The sequence below is a fragment of the Streptomyces sp. NPDC003032 genome, from assembly GCF_053591415.1.
On the sequence record NZ_JBSFTT010000018.1, the window covers coordinates 74,896 to 92,543 of the forward strand.

Consider the following 17,648-nt stretch of genomic DNA (forward strand, 5'->3'; position numbering starts at 1 on the left):
GGCCGATCAGGCCTTCGCGGCGGCCAGTTCGTCGCGCACCGCCCGCCGCAGGACCTTGCCGCTGGGGTTGCGTGGCAGTGCGTCCGCGAAGTCGTAGGAGGTGGGCATCTTGAAGTCCGCGAGACGGCCGCGCAGGAACAGCAGCAGGTCCCTGGCCCCGGCCTGCCGTCCGGGCTCCAGGACCACCCGGGCGTGCACGGACTCCCCCCACCGCTCGTGCGGCAGGCCCACCACGGCAGCCCCGGCCACGGCGGGGTGCCGTGCGAGGGCGTCCTCGATCTCGGCCGGGTAGACGTTCTCCCCCGCCACGATGATCATGTCGTTGACCCGGTCACGGACGTAGAGGAACCCGTCCTCGTCCAGACAGCCCGCGTCCCCCATGTGCACCCATCCGTCGACCACGGTGCGCTCCGTGGCCTCGGGCAGCCGCCAGTAGCCGAGCATCCGGGCGGGTGTGCGCACACAGATCTCCCCGACCTCCCCGGTCGGCAGCTCCTTGCCCTCGGGGTCCTCGATACGCACCTCGATGCCCGGGTACGGGCGGCCCGCCGCGCGCAGCCGCGGGCTGCCGGGGACATGGTCGGCGGGCGGCAGGCAGACGGCGAAGTTGCCGGTCTCACTGCTGCCGTAGATCTGGAGGAAGTCGCAGTCCAGGACGTCGATCGCCCGGCTCAGGAGAGCCTCGCCGATGGGGGAGCCCCCGTAGACCACCTTGCGCAGCGTGCCGAGGGCGCCCCTGGAGGCGGCCGGTTCGGCGAGCATCAGCTCCAGCATGGCGGGGGCCACGATGGCGGTGGTGACCCGCTCCTCCTCGATCACCCGTACCGCGTCGGAGCTGATGAAGGCCGGCAGGGAGACCACCGTGGCACCGGCGTTGAACGCCTGCATCCCGTACGAGAGGCCGCCGATGTGGAAGCCGGGCAGGCCGATCAGACCGCGGTCACCGGGCTTCCAGTCGAGCCAGTCCAGGCCGTGGTCGTCCATCGCCTCGGCGACGTTGAAGAAACTGCGGTGGGGAAGGACGACGCCCTTGGGCAGGCCGCTGGTGCCGCTGGTGTAGATCTGCACGACGGGGCTGTCCTCGCCGCCGTCCGCCTGCCCGGGTTCGGGCTTCCGCGGGTCGCTCCCGGGCTTCCGCGGGCCGCTTTCGGCGGACACCGAGTGCTTGAGGGCGGTCAGGGACTCGGCGTCGGCGGCGTGCGCGTCCAGGCACAGCACGGTCCGCAACGTGGGCAGACCCTTGCGCACCTCGGCGGCCACCGGCAGGTGCTCCTCGTCCACGAGGAGCACCTCGGTGGTGGAGTCGCGCAGGATGTGGTCGACCTCCCGCGCGGTCAGGCGCCAGTTGACGGGGACGAGGACCGCGCCGGTCCTGGCGCAGGCGAAGGCCAGCTCCCAGTACTCCACGGCCTCCTTGCCGAGGTAGCCCACGCGGGAGCCGGGTCCGACGCCGGACGCGCGCAGCACCCGGGCCGTGCGCTCGCTCTCCCGGTCCAGTTCCCGGTAGGTGAGCGTCCGGCCGGCGCAGACGACGGCCGGCTGGTCCGGCCGGAGCGCCGCCTGCCGGGCGATCACTTCCTGGAGTGTCCGCGGTCGCGGTGACGTGGTCATCGGTGTGCTCCCGTTCCTGCCGCGTGCGCCGGTGCCTGGGCACCGGACAGCAGCTGTTCGATGTGTTCGGTGAGCAGGTCCACGCTGGGCCGGTCGAAGGTGACGGACGCCGGCAGCGTGACCCGGAAGGCTGCCTCCAGCGAGTTGCGGATCTCGACCGCGTTGAGCGAGTCCATGCCCAGGGCGGCCAGTTCGGCGTCGGGTTCGAGGTCGTCGGCCGACTCGAAGCGCAGGACGTCCGCGAGCCGGGCCCGCACGATCGCGTTGATCCCGGCCGAGCGGGCGGCTCCGGGGGCGGTGGTCAGGGCGCTGATGTCGGTCTGTGCCCCGCCCGCGGCGGGCCCCGGGACCAGCTCCGCGAAGAGCGCGCTCGGCGCCCTGCGGGCCACGAAGCGGTTCCAGTCGCAGTGGCCCATGAGGACCTGGGTGCGCCCGGCGTCCAGCAGTGCGGGCAGCGCGTCGGTGGCCGCGTCCTGCTCCAGAAGTGTGATGCCCTGCCCCTCCCAGCTGCGGACCAGGGAGGAGCTGAGCTGTCGCCCGGGCTCGCGGGGCGCCCACGGCCCCCAGTTGACGGCGGTGGCGGGCAGGCCCGCACCGGCACGCTGTGCCATCAGGTGGTCGAGGAAGGCGTTGCCCGCGCCGGCGCCGGTCTGGGTGGCGGCGCCGAGCAGGGCTCCGGCCGTGGAGCAGGCGAGGAAGAAGTCCAGCTCGGGCAGGTCGGCGGTCGCCTCGTGCAGCAGCCATGCGCCGTAGACCTTCGTACGGAAGACGGCGTCCAGGCTCTCCCAGGTCTGCTGGGCGAGCGGGAGGTCCTGCGCGGCCTCCTGGGCGGCGTGGATCACGCCGCCCACCGGGGCTGCGGTGTCGGCGAGTTCGGCCAGGACGCGCGAGACGTCACTCGCGGAGCCCAGGTCGCACGCGTGGACGCTCGCCGTGACGCCGTCGCCGAGCGCGGGGGCCGGGCCGCCGGTGCGGCTCAGCAGCGCCAGGTGCCGGGCGCCCAGGGCGGCCAGTCGGTGGGCGAGGGCCCGTCCGACCATGCCGGTGGCGCCGGCCACCACATAGGTGCGGTCGGGGCGGATGGTGAGGGGCCGGGAAGCGGCGGGGACGGGCTCGGCCGTACGCAGTCGGCGCACCCAGCGCTCGCCGTCGCGGTGGACGATCTCCAGTTCGCTCTCCCCGGCCGCCAGCCACTCCCCCACCAGGCCGGTGACGCCGTCGGTGCCGGGCTGGAGGTCCACCAGGGTCACCCGGTATCCGGGGAACTCCATGCCGAGGGCCCGGCCGAAGCCCCACAGGGTCGCCGCGGCCGCCGGTTCGGTGGACTTGTCGCCGGGCAGGTGCTGTGCGCCCTCGGTGACCAGCCACAGCCGCTGGCCACGGCCGAAGCCCTTGCGGGCCAGGGTGTCCAGTACGGCGAGCAGATCGCGGTAGTTGGCCTCGCACTCGGCACGCAGCCGTGCCGCCGCGTCATCCGCGTCCGCTCCGGCGCCTTCCGTGCCGGAGCGCCACAGCCAGCACACGTCGGTGGGCGGCTCGCCGTCCAGCGCGCCCGCCAGGACCGTCGCGTCGGTGGCGACGGTCAAGGTGACATCGTCCGCGGCGGCGGCCTCCGCGAGCCCGCGCGGCAGCCGCGCCGTGTCCCCTGCGACGAGTACGCGCCGCCGCTCCCGCCGCGTGGCGGGCAGCGTCTGGGCGAGCCAGTGCTGCTCGTAGAACAGGCCGCCGCTCGCGCCCCGTTCGCCCTCGGGGTTCCGTTCCGCCTGCCAGGCGGCCTCGGCGGCCCGGCGCTGCGCGGTGGGCAGCCAGTACCGCTTGCCGTCGAAGGGGTACGACGGCAAGGGGATCCGGCGCCGCGGCGCGCCCTCGTGGTAGCCGGCCCAGGAGACCCGCACGCCCGCCTCGTACGCCTTGGCCAGGGAACGGCGGATCATGTCGCCGTCGTGGTCGTCGCGGAAGGTGCTGCTCAGCCAGACGTGGTCCGCCTCACCGGCCGAGGTCCTGGCCAGCGCGGTGAGCGCGGCCGAGGGGCCGAGCTCGACGAAGACGTGCCGGCCGCGCTGGTCCACCGCCTGGACGCCGGCCTCGAACTGCACCGGTTCGAGCAGATGCCTGATCCAGTACTCGGGGTCCGCCATCTGCCGTCCGCGGGCGACGCGTCCGGTCACGTTGGACACCAGGGCCATGGTCGGCGTGCGGAAGTCGACGGTGGCGAGCACCTCGCGGAACTCGTCGACGATCTCGGCCATCAGCGGCGAGTGGTACGGCACGGCGCCGCGCAGCGGGGTGAACTTCACGCCGCGTTCGGCCAGCCGCCGGCCCGCGTCGGCCAGCGAGTCGTTGCCGCCGGTGAGCAGGCACTGGCCGGGGCCGTTGACGGCGCCGACCGTCAGGTCCGGGTAGCCTTCGAGGAGCGGGGCGACCTCGGCGGCGGGCGCGCCGACCGCCGCCATGCCGCCCTTGCTGCGCACCGCCTCGCTCAGCCGCCCGCGCGCGGCCACCAGACGGGCCCCGTCCTCCAGCGAGAACAGACCGGCCACCGCGGCGGCGGCGAACTCGCCCAGGCTGTGGCCCATCAGCACCGAGGGGCGCACGCCCCAGGACAGCCACAGCCGGGCCATCGCGTATTCGAGGCTGAACAGCGCGGGTTGCAGGTACCGGGGTTCGTGGACGCGCTCGGGTGCCTCGCACTCGCCGCGGACCAGCTCACCGAGCGGGACGCCGAGCAGCGGGGTCAGGATGCGGTCGCACTCGTCGAGCGCGGCGCGGAAGACCGGGTACTGCCGGTGGAGGGCGGCGCCCATGCCGGGGTACTGCGTGCCCGTGCCGGAGAAGAGGAACGCCACCTTCGGGACGCTCGCCGCGCCACCGCGGGCGGTGCCCGCCGTCAGGGACGCGACGCGCTTGCCCAGCGCCCGTACCGTGTCGTCCCGGTCGCTCACCACCTCGGAGATCCGGTGACGGAAGTGGGCGCGCCCCGTGTTGGAGGTCCGGCACAGGTCGGCGAGCGGGGCGGCGGGATGCCGGTCCAGGTGGTCGAGGTAGCGCTCGGCGAGCCGCCGCAGCGAGGTGCGGCTCTTGGCGGAGAGGGTGAGTACGGCGCTGGGGCGCGCGTCGGCGCCGTCCTCCTCCGTTTCGGTGCCGGTCGTGGCCGGCGCCTCCTCCAGGACGACGGAGGCGATGGTGCCCGTCACTCCGAACCCGTTCACCATCGCGCGCCCGGTGCCTGTGCCGGGCCACGGGCCGCACTCGGTCGGGACGGTGACGGGAGCGTCGTCCCAGGCGATGCGCCGCGAGGGGGTGACGAGGTTCAGGTGCGGGAAGACCGTCTTCTCCCGCAGCTGGAGCGCCGCCTTGATGATCGAGCCGACACCGGCCGCGCCCTCCATGTGACCGATGTTCGTCTTCAGCGAACCCACCACCACGGGCCGGTCGCTGGTGTGCGACTGGGCGAACACATCGCTGATGGCGTCCATCTCGGTGGGGTCGCCGAGCGCGGTGCCCGTGCCGTGGGCCTCGACGTACTGGATGTCGCCGGGCTCCAGCCCGCACCGGGCCAGTGCGGAGCGCATGACCTGTTCCTGGGCGGCGCCGTTGGGGGCCACCAGGCCCGCGCTCTCACCGTCCTGGCCGACCGCGGAGCCCCGGATCAGGGCGTGGACGGTGTCGCCGTCCCGCAGCGCGTCGGAGAGCCGCTTGAGGACGAGCACCCCGCACCCCTCGGCGCGGGCGTAGCCGTCGGCCCGCTCGTCGAAGGTCTTGCACTGCCCGTCGGAGGCGAGCACCCCGCCCAGGGACAGGATGGTGTGGTTGTGCGCGTTGTGGATGACGTTGACGCCCCCGCTCAGCGCGAGGCCGCACTCGCCGCCGCGCAGCGCCTGCACGGCCAGGTGGGTGGCCGTCAGCGACGAGGAGCAGGTGGTGTCGACGGTCATGCACGGCCCGCGCAGTCCCAGGAAGTACGACAGTCGGCCCGAGACCGCGCTGTGCGTCAGTCCGGGGGCGAGATAGCCGTCGAGGTCGGCGGGGGCGAGGCCGGTGGACTCGAAGATGTAGTCGAGCGTGGTGACGCCCATGTACACGCCGGTGTCGCCGTGCCGCAGCGAGGTGGGGTCGATGCCGGCGTGCTCCAGCGCCTCCCAGGCCGTCTGGAGGGCCAGCCTCTGCTGGGGGTCGATGTAGGGGGCTTCCTTGGGCGACACCGAGAAGAAGGCGGCGTCGAAGCGGTCGACGTCGCGTACGAAGCCGCCGCGCGGCCAGTCGCCCGGGGAGTCAGGGTCCAGGGACTCAGGGTCCAGGGACTCGCTGTCCGGGGCCGGGGCCATCTGGCGGCGCTCGTCGGCCGGCAGGGGGCCGATGCCCGAACGCCCCTCGCGCAGGAACTCCGCGAACGTGTCGACGTCATTGTTCCCGCCCGGAATACGCAGTCCCATACCTACGATGGCTATGGGCTCGTATTTCTCGCGTTCAAGGGCGGCGAGCGCTTCCTCCTTGCGTCGCAAATCGGCGATTACGGCGGCCAGCTCGGCCGCTTTCGGATTCGATGGATCCGACATTTATTTCCTCCGGTCAGGAAACGGATCACGCACAGAGATGGTCGATCAACTGACCGGCGGTCGGGTGACCGAAAAGGGCGGCCGTCGAAATCTCGCACTCGAGCCTTCGCTCCAGGGAGAGCTTCACCTCGCTCAGTCGCAGCGAGGTGAGTCCCAGGTCAAGGAAGCCCATGTCCAGGGAGAACTCCTCGTGTTCGGTCATGAAAAGGGCGCTCCTGAACTCCCTCACAACCAGGTCCTCGATGAGCTCCCGACGCTCGTACTCCGGCAGGAGCCTCAGCTTCTCCATGGTGGGAATATCATGCGACACCCACGTCACCACCTCTCTACGAATCGACTGCTGACCGAAATCGAAACAGCCGTTCCTGATAGTGACCTGATAGCCGGCTGATGAAGACTTCCGCGCATCCGGAGGACCGCCGGCCGGACCGCCCACAGACATCCATAAATATGCCATGGTCGGTTTACCTCCGCCGAATCGGTGATATGTTTTCCGGCATGGACGAAAACGAATTCGATCTGGTCGGTGAATTAGACAGGACACTGAAGACGCTGGGCCTCTCACGCGACGAGGCCGTCAGCGAACTCGCCGTGGACGGACACGATCCGCTGGTGCCGTCCACCATTCGGCTGGGCTCGGCCATGGGTATAGCCCTGCTGTCCGCCGCCGTCGGCGCGGCACAGATCTGGCGGACCGCGACGGGCCGCCCACAGCGGCTGGGCCTGGACCTCGGGCAGGCGCTGCACCAGCTCACGCCCTACCTCGGCGGCGGCAACACCCTGAACGGCTACGGCTCCAACATGGGCAGCGTCCTCGGGCTCGACGGCGATCTCGCCCCCGCCCTGTGGGATCTGTACCGCACCGCGGACGACCGCTGGGCCATCCCGATCGCCTGCTACCCGAACACGCGGGACGCCTTCCTCGACCTGCTCGGCACCGCGCACACCCGCGAACACATCGGCGCGGCCATCGCGGGCCGGATCTCCTGGGACCTGGAGGAGGAGGCCGCCGCCCGGGGCGTCCCGCTGGCGATCGTACGCAGCAGGGAGGAGTTCCTCGCCCACCCCCAGGGCCGGGCCGTGCTCAGCGAACCCCTCGTGGCCGTCGAGCGCGTGGGCGACGCCCCGCCGCGTCCGCTGCCGGCCGGCGCCCAGCCGCTGTCCGGTCTGCGCTCCCTGCAGTTCACCCATGTCTTCGCGGGCACCGCGGCCGGCCGGGTCCTCGCCGAACAGGGCGCCGACGTACTACACGTGTGCGAGCCGAACGCCTTCGACCACGACCTGTGCTGGAACGAGACCGGCGTCGGCCTGCGCTCGGCCCGCCTCCCCCTGAACGCCGGCGGCGACGGCCGGCGCGCCTTCGAGGAACTGCTGCGCACAGCGGACGTCTTCGTGCACAACCACCGGCCCTCCAAGATGGCCCGGCTCGGACTCGGGCCCGAGGAGTGCGCGGAGATCTCGCCGGGCATCATCCATGTCTCCGTACGCTGCTACGGCCACAGCGGCCCCTGGCAGGACCGCGGCGGCTTCGACCAGCACGCCCAGGCCCTGACCGGCGTCAACTGGAGCGAACAGCAGGACGGGCGCCCCCGGTTGCCACCCGGCCGCATGCTCAACGACTACCTGGCCGCCTATCTCGCCGCCGCCGGCGTCATGAGCGCGGTGCTGCGCCGCGCGCGCGAGGGCGGCAGCTACCAGGTCCGGGTCTCCCTCGCCGGTGTCGCCAACTGGGCCTGGGAGCTGGGCACGTTCACGCGCCAGCAGTCGCAGCGGCTCCTTCCGCCGGCTCCGCTGCCGCCGCCCCGGCGCCTCACCCGGGCCACCCCGCTCGGCGACCTCTCCCTGGTGGCGCCGCCGGTCAGCCTGAGCGAGACACCGCCCGCCTGGCGCGGTCCGCTCCTGGTCCCCCGTGGCTCGTCGCAACCGCGTTGGGACGACGACCTGGCGTCCTGACGCCCCGCGGCGCTCGCCACGCCCTTTCCTCCCCCACCGCTCGCCTTCACGCGCGCTGCCCCGCTCTTCCCCGGCGGGCGGCCCGCCCCCAAAGGAGAGACCTCATGTCCCGCATCCCTTGCCTCGACGCCGAGGCCATGCCCGAAGCCCTGCGCTCCCTCAGCCAGGGACGCATCATCAACGTGTACCGGATTCTCGGCCACGCGCCCCGGTCGGTCACGCAGATCGCCCGGCTGGGCGCCGCGCTCTTCGCCGACGGCAGCCTCAGCGCGATCGACCGCGAGCTGCTCATCCTCACCTACGCCACCGGTTTCGAGGCCGAGTACGAGTGGGCGCAGCACGTCCCCATCTCCGGGGCCGTGGGTGTCACGGACGCACAGCGCACGGCCCTGCGCCGCAAGCAGTACGACGCCGACGTCTTCACCCCGGCCCAGCGGGCGCTCCTGGACTTCGCCGCGGCCGCGGCCGCCTCACCTCTCGTGGACGAGGCCCGCCATGCGGCCGTGGCCGCCCACTACACCGAGGAACAGATCGTCGAGACCCTCGTCCTGGCGGGCTTCTACTACATGCTCGCCCGCGTCTGCACCGTCCTGGACGTCGAGATAGACGCACCGGAGACGGACGAGCTGGTGCGGATGGCGCAGAGCATGCACGGTCACTGACGCGCTGTCGCGCGGGCCCGGGGGGTGCCCGTTCCGTGCCGGGGGCCGGCCACCGTACTGATCGGCTCTGTCAGAGGTGGGTGTCATGATCTTGGGATGATCTCCGACTCCCTCACCCTTCAGCAGCTCACCTCGCCCGGTGCCGTCACCCCTCAACTCCGGCGTGCCCTTGTCGAATGCTGGGTCGAGGTCACCAACTCGGGTGGTGGGGCCGGTTTTCCCTTTCCGCCCGTGGATGCCGATACGGTGACTCCGGTCCTCGATCGCATCGTCGGCCTGCTCTCCCCCGACACCAGTCGGCTCCTCACGGCGGAAGTCGACGGTGAACTCGCCGGGTGGCTCAATGTCCGTCGTGACGCGTTCGAGCTGATCGCTCACTGGGGCACCCTCCATCATGTCCAGACCCGCACCGCCGTGCGCGGGCGTGGGGTCGGACGTGCCCTCATGGAGGAAGTACGCAGGGTCGCCCGGGAGGAGATGGGGCTGGAGCAGTTGCATCTCGCCGCCCGCGGTGGCGTGGGCCTGGAGGACTTCTACGGGCGGCTCGGCTGGAAGGAAGTCGGTCGGTGGCCGGGCGCCCTCCGGCTTGCCGCGGACGACGATCGCGATGAGATCCTCATGATCCTCGACCCACTGTGAGGTGCCGCTCCCTCTGGACGGGGCACCGACGCGGAGTACGACGGCCCCCGCACCACCAGCCGCTGGGGCTGTGGCGGGGGCCGGTGACCTTCGATGAGTGGGGCGGGGCGGCCGCCCCGCTCCGACTCACACCAGTTCGGGTTGCGGTTCCGGTTGTGGGGTCGTCGGTGCGGCCTTCGGTTCCCGCAGTTTGGTGGTCCGTATGTATCCGAGGATCACTGAGGCCATCGCCAGGACGAGAAGCGGTCCGAACACCCACGGGTGGTTGGCCATTTCCATGGGGATGAAGCGGTACGACAGCAAGAGGGCGACGAAGACCGTCGCGCCGTAAGCGACCAGCTGGATTCCCTGTCGGTCCCAGCCGCGGTCGAGCGAGCGCAGTGCCGCATCGATCGTGACCGCGAATACCACACCGGCGATGATGTCCGCGCCGTAGTGATAACCGAATCCCAGCGTTGCGCCGAGCGTGGCTATCAACCAGAACGCGCCCGCGAATTGCAGAATTCTGGGGCCCTTGCGGGAGTGGATGAAGATTGTGGTCGCCCACGCCGTGTGCAGACTCGGCATGCAGTTGCGTGGGGTTTTCCCGTCGAATGGCATCTCGTGCGGGACAGTGATCTGCGGCGGCGTGTTCGGCCAGAGGTCGGCCACCGCCCAGTGCCCGCCGTCCGCGCCGTAGGCGAAGATCGGTCCGACCACCGGGTAGATCATGTAGATGCCGGGCCCGAGCAGGCCGATGACCAGGAAGGTGCGCACCAGGTGGTGGCCCGGGAAGCGGCGCTCGGTAGCCACGTTACGCAGCTGGTACAGCGCGACGACGACCGCGGCCACCGCGAGCTGGATGTAGACGTAGTCGAGGACGTGGGCGCCGATCGAGCCGGTGGCATCGACCATCCGGCCCACCACCCATGACGGGTTGCCCAGCGCGTGATCCGCGGTTGCCACATACTGGTCGAGCACCGTGGGGCGGGTCTTCCAGGTGATGAGCAGCCAGGCGTCGCCGGTTTTGCGACCGGCCACCAGCAGGAGGCCAAGGCCGACACCCTTCAGCAGCAGGACACGTTCGGCGCCGGTGCGGCGCGTGACAGCGATGACTCCATAGCCGAGCAGCACCCACAACGCGCCGTTGCCGAACATCATCTCGGCGTCGAGCGCCCACCGCACCAGAAAGAAGACGACGTCGATGCCGATCGCGATTCCGGCCGCGATGAACCGTTGCCGCCAGGTGAGCACCACCATCATCAACGCCATGCTGGCGTACAGCAGCGGACCGGATTTGGGCGCGAATATCACCTCTCGCATTTGATTGGTGATCGGCCCCGCCACGCCGTAGTGGCGCGCGGCGATCTCCAGTGCGATAAGAAATCCGAGGGCCACCACACTCGCCGCGGTCCACAGCATCGCCCGTGGCCGGCGCCACGCGGCGAGCGTAGTTCTGTAATTTATTCGCGAAAACACCCGCGATGCTTTAGATGTCAATTTTTTGGCCGATGTGTTAGATGTCGTTAGCTAAATAAATAAGTCACTCTGCACGCCGGATGACATGGCTTCCCGGTGAGTGACGGTCGATGAGGCGATCGTCATGAGTTCGAACATGCTATCGGAGCGGTGCGGGTGGGTTTCGCTGGTCATGGGTGGTACGGGGGGTTGCCTCGCGGCCTCGCCGTTCAAACTCCGGTGAGAATACTGTCAGAGGCGCGCGTCGGTCCCACCCGCGTTCACCAGCCGCTCGGACTCCGCTCGGATCCGCACCTACCGCTCATCGGCGGTGCCGTGCCCCCGGCACCCTGACATCCGGGGGTCGCAGAGCCAGAGGCCCGATTCCTGAGACCCGAGGAGATTTCCGTCGTCGCTGATCCGTTCGAGCTGTGGCTCGGACGGCTTATCGTCGTTGCGTGACCTACACATGGAGAAGACGACTGGGCGGGGCCGGGGCCTCGGCGGCTGCTGTCGCCGCGATGCTCGTGAGTGCGCAACCGGCCGCCGCGGCGATGCCGTTCGGCGTGGTGGACCCCGGCACCGTCTCGCAGTTCAAGCTCGACCAAGTCGTTTCCGGAGGTGGCACCGACGGTACGGATGCCGCGATCGCGGCGGTGGAGAAGACCGGCGCCGTCAAGAACGTCGATGTCGGTACGCTCCTCAACACGGCCGGCAACGCCGGCATAGCGGGCCTCTGTCACGACACCGGTCTGGCCGCGAGCCTCAAGCCCAGCGGGTACTGCTGGAAGAAGGAAGACGACCGGTCGAGCAGTTGGAACGCCACGGAGGGCGGTTGGACCCCCCAGGGCCTTTCCCTGCCGTACAGCGACAGCGGGACTCCCACTGACGGACAGTGGAAGGGCGTTCCCGCCTACGCCGCGACCTGGCATCACAGCACCGACATGGGCAACCCCGACCCGGCCGAGCGTCGCGGCGACGAGTACGCCCGGCTCTCGCTGGTGAGCATCAAGAGCGGGACGCCCAACTACCACAATCTGCTCCTGGTCCAGCCGCGGAAGAACGCGGACGGGACGGGCGACTTCCGGGTGGTGTCCGGCAATCACGTCGACGGTGTCGTCTGGTACGGCGACCGCGCCTTCGTCGCCAACGGCCGCTATCTCCAGGTGTACGACCTGCGGCACATCTGGAAGCTGAGCGAGCAGTCCAAGGAGGTGGGCGTCACCGGGACCAGTTCTTCGGGCCTCTGGCACAACTACGCCGTGCCCATGGTCGCGATGTACCGGACCACCACCGGCAACACCGCCTGCTCCGTCACGGCGGGCACCACGCCCTGCCTGAACTCCCTCAGCCTCGACCGCACCGGCGGTCAGGACTCCCTCGTCTCCGCCGAGTACAAGAAGGACGCGGCAGGCGGCCGAGTCGTCCGCTGGCCGCTCGACGCCACGACCAAGCTGCCCAAGGGGCATGCGTCGGCCGCGTACTCCTCCCCGGTCTGGTCCATGCAGGGCGCGGCCACCGACGGCACGAACTGGTACATGTCAGGGACGTGCCCGACGGGCGCGGGCGGCGGCACGGCCGACGATCCGTACTCCTGCGTCCACAAGGCACAGGCCAACGCCGCGCCGCACGTCATGACCGCCGCGCCGGTCTACACCCAGAACCTGGGCTACTCCTGGTCCACGGACCGGCTGTGGGGCATCAACGAACGCATCAACACCACTGCGGGCAAGCGCGTCGTCTTCTCCGTCAACACTCCCTGACCCGCCAGACGAGGACCTCCGTGCTCGGCCCCCGTTCGGAGAACCGGGACGACGGGGAAGCCCCGCGCAGCAGTTGGCGCAGGGCTGTCTCGAAGGCGGCTCGGCGTGAGCCGAAGAGGTGAGGGGCCGAGGACGACATCGAGAAGACCCAGGCGACGACATCGTCGTACGTGCGTTCCAGCGCCTGCCCGCCCGCGACGACGAGGCGCTGCGGGCCGGTGAATCCCGCCCTGGTCAAGATCGCCGCCTCCCCGCTGGGGGTGCCTTGCGTCAGCACTCCTCGGCCGGCTCGCCGGGTCGGGCCGAGGTAGCGCCTGACCAGGTCTTCGATGGCCGCGTAGGGCACTGCCGGGTACGGGAGGCCGGCGGCGGGGCGGGGCTCCGTCTTCAGGTCCGAGAGGTGCACCAGGGCTCCGCCGGGTTCGAGCATGTCCCTCGTGGTCGCCGCCACCAGGTCGCGGTCCATCCAGTGGAAGGACTGTGCGAACACCGCCACAGTGAACCGGCCCAGCCCCGCGGGCAGTTCTTCCGCCCTGGCCGGGAGCCAGCGCGTTCTTCCGGTCACTCGTTGCTCGGCGGACCGGCGCCTCGCTTCGGCGATCATCTCTCTGTCCGGGTCCACACCCACGACCTCGCCGAACAAAGGCGCCAGGATCAGGGCGAGGGTTCCCGGTCCGCAGCCCACGTCCAGGAGGCGTCCTCCTCCGTCGAGTCGGAGAACGTCCGCGAGCGCGTCGACCAAGCCGGGGGCGTACGGAAGCCTTCCGCGGTGGTAGTAGGGGGCGCTGCCCGCGAACAACTTGTCGTCCCACTCCCAGCCGGCCACCATGCCGTCCACACCCCACCTTCCGAGGCCCCTCACCGTCCGGCTGCCGATGATTCCACGGCTCATGGGGCGCCCCCTCCCCAACGATCACGCTTCCGCGCCCGTCGCGCTTCCCGTGCGCATGTCCATGCGGATGCCTGATGCCGGCGCCGTCGCGCAGCAGTTTGCGGGTTTGGAGGCGGGCCTGGTCGCGGGTGTCGGCGAGGGCGGTGAACTCTTCGTTGACGCGTACGCCGCTCGGAAGAGTGAAGTCGCCGCGGCCGCCGGTGTGACTCATGATGCGTACGGCGGTCCGCAGCCGCAGCACCTCGATGAGGCCGCGCTCCACCGCCTCCCGGTAGCCGACGTCGACACCGCCGAGCGGAACCGGGGATCTGGCGTGGGTGACCTGCGTCGTGACGGAGGCGTTCGCCGCGGCCGTCGACGTCGACTGCGTTCCCGGCTCTTCGAGCGAGCTCGCGCTCACTCTGCGGCCGTCCCCCAGGCCCCCAGGCCCGCAGCATCCGGCATCTGGCGGGCAGCGCGACCCTGACGCCGCTGGTCGCCGCCGACGACCTGCACGCGCTCTCCGCCTGCCTCCTGGACCGGCTGCAGAAGATCAACGGCGTGCGTGCGGGCCGAGGGCACTGTGGCCGTGTCGGCCCGGGCCGGACCGCTCCCCTGGCCGTGCTGGACCGGCGCATGCCTGGACCCTCACCGCCGATGGCCGGATGCCGCTCGCCGACCTCGCTCAGCGCTCAGCGCTCGGCACACGGACGTGAGCGTCACCACCACCCGCCGCCGTCCGGCTCTGCGCTGACACCGTCGCGCTGCCCGGCTCCGGGTGGCCGATCAACGTCACGTTCCAGGACCAGGCCCCTGCGGCTCGGGCGGAGACCACTGCCTGCGAGAGCGGCGTGGCAGAGCAACGTGGCGCAGATGCTGCCGGGCTTCCGCATCGCGGACCGCGACGTCATCGCGCGCACCGTCAAGCGCATCGGCCGGCCGATCGGCGAGCGGGGGGCCGGCGAACCGGCCGCGCGCGATGGTGTGTCGTCGGTCAGGCCGTGGCGTGGTGCCGGTCACCGGTGTCGGCGTCGGCGTCGGTCGGCACCGCGCGGTTGGCCTCGTCCCGGGCCAGCAGGGACAGCAAAGAGGCCACGGCCAGGCCGGATTCGGCCGGGTGACGCAGCACCTTGCTGGGGTCGATCTGGTAGGTATTGGTGCGTCCCTCCCTCGTATGGGAGAGATATCCGTCCTGCTCAAGGTCGGCGATGATCTTCTGCACCGCTCGTTCCGTGAGCCGGCAGTGCGCGGCGATGTCGCGGATGCGGGCGTTGTGATTGTCCGCGATAGCTGCCAACACCCGCGCGTGGTTGGTGAGAAAAGTCCATCCGGTGTGTGTCTCGGGCACTCCATCCATGGGCCAACTCTAGCGACCAGGTGTGCATGTTTTCAAAAACACGTACTACGTTTCAGGTATTAGTTGACGTACGTGGTGCCGGGCGGGCAGCCTGGAAACGGCGGTAGGCGGTGACGAGAGGGAGAGGCCATGCCGGAGCCCGCACACTTTGAGTCCCTCACGGGGAAGGGCGACGAGCATGGTCAGGGCGGCCGACCACTGGCGCCCCTTCCGCCGATGCCGTTGCCGACGACCTTCGACGCCTTGGTCGACGGCGACCGGCTGATCGTGATGCTGCGGGGGGAACTGGACCTGGACACGGGCCGACGGCTGCGGCCGGGTCTGCGCCATACGCTCAGCCGGTCGGCCCGCGTCATCGAACTCGACCTGAGCGGCGTGGGGTTCTGTGACTGCTCCGGTCTGAACGTCCTGCTCAATCTGCGCCAGTGGGCGCTGGAACAGGGCAAGGCCATCACCATCGGCTCCCACAGCCGCGCGGTCGAGCGGATGCTCGAACTGACCGGCACCCGCCACCTGTTCGCGATCTCGTACCCAAAAGAGGAGCACAGCGCGGAACCGGCGGCCGAGGACGCGGACCAGCAACCGGAAACCGACCAGGAGCTGCGCGCCGTGGTCGCCCAGTTGCGACGGGCCATGCAGACCCGGCCCACCATCGACCTGGCCCGCGGCATCCTGATGTCCTCTTACCGCCTGAGCCCCGAGGCCGCCTGGGACGTACTGGTCACGGCCTCGCAGAACACCAACACCAAGCTGTACCGCCTGGCCGGTGACCTGGTGGACACCGCTCAGGGGAGTGAGCTGCCGGAGGCCGTGCGGGAACAGCTCGTGGCCGCGGTCGCCAGGACGAACACGGAGCATTCCCTGAACTGAGGCGGACACCTCGGGCCGTACCGCTGCGTCAGGGCCCTGTCAGCGTGGACGGGCATGCTGCCACGACCCAGCGGGAAGGACGAGGGCGATGCGCCAACAGCGGTGGCGGTTAAGGGTGTTCGCGTCTGTGGGCGCGGTGTGGGGTGTGGCGGTGGTCTCGGTCGGGCTGAGCGCTCCGGCCGCGCACGCCGTGTCGGCGGTGAACATCACCGCCGTGCACAGCGGCAAGTGCCTGGAGGCCAAGGACTCCTCGCAGTCCGCCGACGCCCCGATCGTCCAGGCCGACTGCACGGGGCAGGCCGGCGCCGAATGGTACGTACGTGAATCCCCCAGCGGCGGCAACACCATCAACATCGTCAACGCCCACAGCGGGCACTGCCTGACCGTTCCCGGCCCGTCGTCCGCACGTGTGGGTACCCAGACCCGGCAGGGGGCCTGCACCATCTCGGCCGGGGCGGACTTCCGGCTCGTCGACACCGGCACCGCGTACGTCCGGATCCAGGCCGCCGCACCCGCGCCCGCCCTCTGCCTCGACGTCGCCTCGGGCTCGCACGCGAACGGCGTCCCCCTGCAACTCCTCACGTGCGACGGGCAGTCCGGCACCGGCTTCGCGCAACGGGCTCCGCGCGTCGGCAACGAAACTCCCCTTGATCCATTGCCGCCGGGCACGCCCACCGCGCCTCCCGAGCGGATCAGCGTCACCTCCGGCGGCGCCCAGACGAAGCCCGCATCGGATTCCCACGGCGCTTCGGCCGTCAGCGCCGACGGGCGCCGCGTCGCCTTCATCTCCAACGCGACCGACCTGGTGCCGGGCGACACCAACGGCTACAGCGACGTGTTCGTACGCGACCTGACGACCGGCACCACGCAGCGCGTCAGCGTCACGGACAACGGCGCGCAGGGCAACTCCGGCTCGTCCGAGGTCTCCATCAGCGCCGACGGCCGCCACGTGGCCTTCGAGTCCGGCTCGTCGAACCTGGTCCCCGGTGACACCAACGCTTCCGGTGATGTCTTCGTACGCGACCTGACAGCCGGCACCACGCGGCGCGTCAGCGTCGCGAGCGGCGGCACCCAGGGCAACTCCGGGGCTTCCTCACCCTCCATCAGCGCCGACGGACGCCACATCGCCTTCGATTCCTTCTCCACCACCCTGGTGCCCGGTGACATCAACAACGAGTGGGACGTCTTTGTACGCGATCTGACGACGGGCACCACCCGGCGCATCAGCGAGACCGGCGCCGGGAGCGACGGCTACGACAACTCGACCACGCCGGTGATCAGTGCGGACGGCGACCACGTCGCCTACTCCTCCAACTCGGCCGCGCTCGTCCCCGGGGACACCAACAACAAGCACGACATCTTCGTCTGGGACCGGCAGAGCGGCGCCACCGAGCGCGTCAGCGTCGCCAGCGACGGGAGCGAGGGGAACAACTACGCCACCTCCTCGTCGATCAGCGCGGACGGCCGCCACGTCGCCTTCGGCTCCCAGGCGACGAACCTGGTGACGGGCGACAGCAACGGCAAGCAGGACGTCTTCCTGCGCGACCGGCGGACCGGCACCACCGAGCGCGTCAGCCTCTCCGGGGGTGGCGGGCAGGGCAACGGCTACGCCGCCCACGCGGCGGTGAGCGACGACGGGCGGTACGTCACCTTCGTGTCCGGCGCGAGCAATCTGCTCGTACGCGACAGCAACGGCGTGGACGACATCTTCGTACGGGACCGGCAGACCGGCACCACACACCGCGTCAGCACCTCCGGCAGCGGGATCGAGGGGGACGCCCTCTGCACCCTGCCGTCGATCAGCGGTGACGGGCGCTCCGTCGCCTTCACCTCGTCCGCGGCGAACCTCGTCGCCGGGGACACCAACAACCGCCCCGACGTGTTCGTCCGCCGCGTCGTTTCCTAGCGAGCCGCCATCCGGTCTCGCGC

The 17,648-nt window shown here is 70.7% G+C and carries 12 protein-coding genes; 6 read left to right on the forward strand and 6 right to left on the reverse strand.

All coding sequences use genetic code 11. The features are described from left to right. Window positions 1-6 precede the first annotated feature (6 nt). The 3 genes from ACWDZ7_RS24675 to ACWDZ7_RS24685 are packed head-to-tail and all read right to left on the reverse strand — an operon-like array spanning window position 7 to window position 6,456. The gene (locus tag ACWDZ7_RS24675; RefSeq protein ID WP_451799796.1) at window positions 7-1,611 is read right to left on the reverse strand and encodes a long-chain-fatty-acid--CoA ligase; all 1,605 of its coding nucleotides are present in this window, start codon (window positions 1,609-1,611) and stop codon (window positions 7-9) included. Then, complete coding sequence (locus ACWDZ7_RS24680; protein ID WP_451799797.1) at window positions 1,608-6,167, reverse strand: type I polyketide synthase; 4,560 nt, start codon at window positions 6,165-6,167, stop codon at window positions 1,608-1,610. The genes ACWDZ7_RS24675 and ACWDZ7_RS24680 overlap by 4 nt, the downstream gene beginning before the upstream one ends. Before the next feature lie 25 nt (window positions 6,168-6,192). Next, entirely contained in the window at window positions 6,193-6,456 is a 264-nt protein-coding gene (locus ACWDZ7_RS24685) for an acyl carrier protein (protein ID WP_451799798.1), read from the reverse strand. Between the two features lie 209 nt (window positions 6,457-6,665). Here ACWDZ7_RS24685 and ACWDZ7_RS24690 point away from each other — a divergent pair, with 209 nt between their 5' ends. The 3 genes from ACWDZ7_RS24690 (at window position 6,666) to ACWDZ7_RS24700 (ending at window position 9,421) form a co-directional block, all read left to right on the forward strand. Further along, complete coding sequence (locus ACWDZ7_RS24690) at window positions 6,666-8,120, forward strand: CoA transferase (RefSeq protein WP_451799800.1); 1,455 nt, start codon at window positions 6,666-6,668, stop codon at window positions 8,118-8,120. Between the two features lie 104 nt (window positions 8,121-8,224). After that, window positions 8,225-8,782 carry a carboxymuconolactone decarboxylase family protein gene (locus ACWDZ7_RS24695; protein WP_451799801.1) on the forward strand — a complete coding sequence of 186 codons (558 nt, stop codon included), beginning with the start codon at window positions 8,225-8,227 and terminating at the stop codon, window positions 8,780-8,782. 96 nt (window positions 8,783-8,878) lie between these two features. Continuing rightward, the gene (locus ACWDZ7_RS24700) at window positions 8,879-9,421 is read left to right on the forward strand and encodes a GNAT family N-acetyltransferase (protein WP_451799802.1); all 543 of its coding nucleotides are present in this window, start codon (window positions 8,879-8,881) and stop codon (window positions 9,419-9,421) included. 126 nt (window positions 9,422-9,547) lie between these two features. On the opposite strand, the gene ACWDZ7_RS24705 is transcribed toward ACWDZ7_RS24700, so the two are convergent. Then, on the reverse strand, window positions 9,548-10,822 hold the full coding sequence (locus tag ACWDZ7_RS24705) for a DUF5933 domain-containing protein (protein ID WP_451799804.1): 1,275 nt from the start codon (window positions 10,820-10,822) through the stop codon (window positions 9,548-9,550). Window positions 10,823-11,316: 494 nt separating this feature from the next. Here ACWDZ7_RS24705 and ACWDZ7_RS24710 point away from each other — a divergent pair, with 494 nt between their 5' ends. Continuing rightward, window positions 11,317-12,621, forward strand: a complete 1,305-nt coding sequence (locus ACWDZ7_RS24710; protein WP_451799806.1) for a hypothetical protein — start codon at window positions 11,317-11,319, stop codon at window positions 12,619-12,621. Here ACWDZ7_RS24710 and ACWDZ7_RS24715 read toward each other — a convergent pair. Continuing rightward, window positions 12,608-13,450: a class I SAM-dependent methyltransferase gene (locus tag ACWDZ7_RS24715; RefSeq protein ID WP_451799978.1), complete on the reverse strand. Its 843-nt coding sequence runs from the start codon at window positions 13,448-13,450 to the stop codon at window positions 12,608-12,610. The two genes, ACWDZ7_RS24710 and ACWDZ7_RS24715, sit on opposite strands and share 14 nt — an antisense overlap. Before the next feature lie 1,036 nt (window positions 13,451-14,486). Next, entirely contained in the window at window positions 14,487-14,849 is a 363-nt protein-coding gene (locus ACWDZ7_RS24720; RefSeq protein ID WP_451519484.1) for a helix-turn-helix transcriptional regulator, read from the reverse strand. 129 nt (window positions 14,850-14,978) lie between these two features. Here ACWDZ7_RS24720 and ACWDZ7_RS24725 point away from each other — a divergent pair, with 129 nt between their 5' ends. Together ACWDZ7_RS24725 and ACWDZ7_RS24730 are read left to right on the forward strand one after the other, a co-directional pair. Beyond that, a complete protein-coding gene (locus ACWDZ7_RS24725) occupies window positions 14,979-15,719 on the forward strand; it encodes an anti-sigma factor antagonist (protein WP_451799807.1) in 741 nt (246 codons plus the stop codon). Between the two features lie 115 nt (window positions 15,720-15,834). Continuing rightward, window positions 15,835-17,625: an RICIN domain-containing protein gene (locus ACWDZ7_RS24730; RefSeq protein ID WP_451799809.1), complete on the forward strand. Its 1,791-nt coding sequence runs from the start codon at window positions 15,835-15,837 to the stop codon at window positions 17,623-17,625. Window positions 17,626-17,648: the final 23 nt, after the last annotated feature.

What these genes read in the sequence shown, in the direction of transcription:
- ACWDZ7_RS24675 (WP_451799796.1), bottom strand. Translation starts at nt 1,611, where the DNA reads ATGACCACGTCACCGCGACCGCGGACACTCCAGGAAGTGATCGCCCGG.
- ACWDZ7_RS24680 (WP_451799797.1), bottom strand. Translation starts at nt 6,167, where the DNA reads ATGTCGGATCCATCGAATCCGAAAGCGGCCGAGCTGGCCGCCGTAATC.
- ACWDZ7_RS24685 (WP_451799798.1), bottom strand. Translation starts at nt 6,456, where the DNA reads ATGGAGAAGCTGAGGCTCCTGCCGGAGTACGAGCGTCGGGAGCTCATC.
- ACWDZ7_RS24690 (WP_451799800.1), top strand. Translation starts at nt 6,666, where the DNA reads ATGGACGAAAACGAATTCGATCTGGTCGGTGAATTAGACAGGACACTG.
- ACWDZ7_RS24695 (WP_451799801.1), top strand. Translation starts at nt 8,225, where the DNA reads ATGTCCCGCATCCCTTGCCTCGACGCCGAGGCCATGCCCGAAGCCCTG.
- ACWDZ7_RS24700 (WP_451799802.1), top strand. Translation starts at nt 8,879, where the DNA reads ATGATCTCCGACTCCCTCACCCTTCAGCAGCTCACCTCGCCCGGTGCC.
- ACWDZ7_RS24705 (WP_451799804.1), bottom strand. Translation starts at nt 10,822, where the DNA reads ATGCTGTGGACCGCGGCGAGTGTGGTGGCCCTCGGATTTCTTATCGCA.
- ACWDZ7_RS24715 (WP_451799978.1), bottom strand. Translation starts at nt 13,450, where the DNA reads ATGGTGGCCGGCTGGGAGTGGGACGACAAGTTGTTCGCGGGCAGCGCC.
- ACWDZ7_RS24720 (WP_451519484.1), bottom strand. Translation starts at nt 14,849, where the DNA reads ATGGATGGAGTGCCCGAGACACACACCGGATGGACTTTTCTCACCAAC.
- ACWDZ7_RS24725 (WP_451799807.1), top strand. Translation starts at nt 14,979, where the DNA reads ATGCCGGAGCCCGCACACTTTGAGTCCCTCACGGGGAAGGGCGACGAG.